The organism is Chamaesiphon sp. OTE_20_metabat_361, from assembly GCF_031364565.1.
This window is the reverse complement of record NZ_JANLWO010000724.1, coordinates 1-2,018: the sequence shown is the minus strand read 5'-3', so window position 1 is coordinate 2,018 and position 2,018 is coordinate 1. Positions and strand designations below refer to the sequence as shown.

The window sequence follows — 2,018 nt, the reverse complement described above, 5'->3', positions numbered from 1 at the left end:
GTGGTGAACAATTTCAACCAGATATCGAATACTTGGGGCAATAGTTGCAGTCCAGCGGCAACTTCGGCAGTCCCTTCTAATTTCCATTGCCACAGATCGCGGTCTTGAATGTACCTAAATAAATCTGGAATTGGTTTGTCTGGATGAAAGTATTCCCAGCTAATCATCGAGCCAGATCGATTCATGTCGAATAGGGCACCACGCAATCCTAATAAGGCTTCTTGAGCAGTTTTATGGTGGTCTAGAGTGATGACTTTGACGTGTTGTTCTAACAGTTCTTCCATCACCTGTCGTGGGTAACTAAAGTCGAGAATATAGACTTCAGAACCTGGTTCCATTTCTGGTGGATCTTGTTGATGTTTGACACCGATGTATTCGGAGTTGTCGCCAAACTTCAAGTAAGCGGCAAGGGCACTGCCAAATCCATCGGGGCAGTTATTATGGTAGAGGGTATAAATTTTTGACATAGCTAAATAATATCTGACAATCGATGTCTGTTAGTTCCCCAATACTGTAGTGTCCACTTATAAAACAGATACACCAGGCGATTCATCAGTTACACCCCAGGTTTCGCTGACTGGAGTGGTAGAGCGGATTACCTTTCATTCTGAAGAAAGTGGCTACACCGTCGCTCGTCTCCAATCACCCCGCGCTCGCGAGTTAACCACGATCGTCGGTAACTTTGCTAATATTCAAGCCGGACAAACCCTCCAACTCCAGGGTACTTGGAAAGAACATCTGCAATACGGACAGCAATTTCAAGTTATCAAATACAGCGAAACCAAACCTGCAACGCTGACGGGGATTGAGAAGTATTTGGGAAGTGGATTGATAAAAGGAGTCGGTTCTGTTACCGCTAAAAGGATTGTCGCTCATTTCGCGCTAGATACTTTAGAAATTATCGAACAGGATAGCGATAGATTAATCGAAGTTCCAGGGATCGGTAAGAAGCGAGTCAAGATGATTCAACGCGCCTGGGTGGAACAGAAAGCCATTAAGGAGGTGATGCTGTTTCTCCAGACTCATGGAGTTTCGACTACCTATGCGGTCAAAATCTTCAAGCAGTATGGGGATAAATCGTTGGCGTAGCCTCTCGGAAGAGAATCGATGTTGTCACGAACAATCCCTATCAATTATCAGAAGACATCTTTGGGATTGGCTTCCTGACTGCCGATCTCATCGCTCGAAATTTAGGAGTAGATCCGGCTTCTACGTTCCGTTATCGAGCTGGCATCAAACACGTTTTGAGTGAAGCCGCCGAAGATGGGCATTGTTTTTTACCTCAACCGGAATTATTAACAGCGGCGACGACAAAACTTACGACTCAAGAACATACCGCGACTGAGAATGCGGTGTTATAAATGTTGCGTGAAATGAGTGTGCAACAGGATTTAATTCTGGAAACAGTTGAAGAAATCCCTTTATATTCCAACCCAGCTTCTTCTACACCGAACAGAATTTAGCCATTTCCATCCTCAAGTTACTCGAACAGCCTCAGTCAGTAGATTTACCCCGCGTCCGCAATTGGATTGACAGATTTACTCAAAGTCAAAAGATTACTCTCTCCCCCGAACAGCAACAAGCGGTGGAGATGTCGGCGACGCAACGGGTGATGATTCTCACTGGTGGCCCAGGCTGTGAGAATCATCACCCGTACCATCGTTGCGCTGTGGAAAGCTATGGGTAAGAAAATCGCTCTCGCTGCACCGACGGGAAGAGCTGCTCAGAGGCTGTCAGAAATGGCGGGAATCGAGGCTAAAACCATTCACCGTCTGTTGGAGTTCGATCCGGCAACGAGAGGGTTTAAAAGGGGTGTAGATGAACCTTTGCCCCACGATGCGGTCGTGGTTGATGAGGCTTCAATGTTGGACCTATTTTTAATGTTATAGTTCATCAACAAGTTTCGTCAAATCATCGACAGACATATCGCGTAATGCATTATCTTGTTTTTCGGCAATAATTCCCAGCAAGTTCTGTTTTTTTGCCAACTTAGCTGCTAGATCTTTGCGCGCTTTTTG

General features: G+C 45.5%; 2 pseudogenes. One reads left to right on the top strand and one right to left on the bottom strand.

Annotated features, from left to right (window positions below):
* Positions 1–467: pseudogene (locus tag RMO35_RS20440) on the bottom strand (phosphoesterase); the annotation flags it as partial.
* Positions 468–516: 49 nt separating this feature from the next.
* Between RMO35_RS20440 and RMO35_RS25430 the strand changes: the two are divergent.
* A pseudogene (locus RMO35_RS25430) lies at positions 517–1,880 on the top strand (helix-hairpin-helix domain-containing protein); the annotation flags it as partial.
* Between the last annotated feature and the right edge of the window lie 138 nt (positions 1,881–2,018).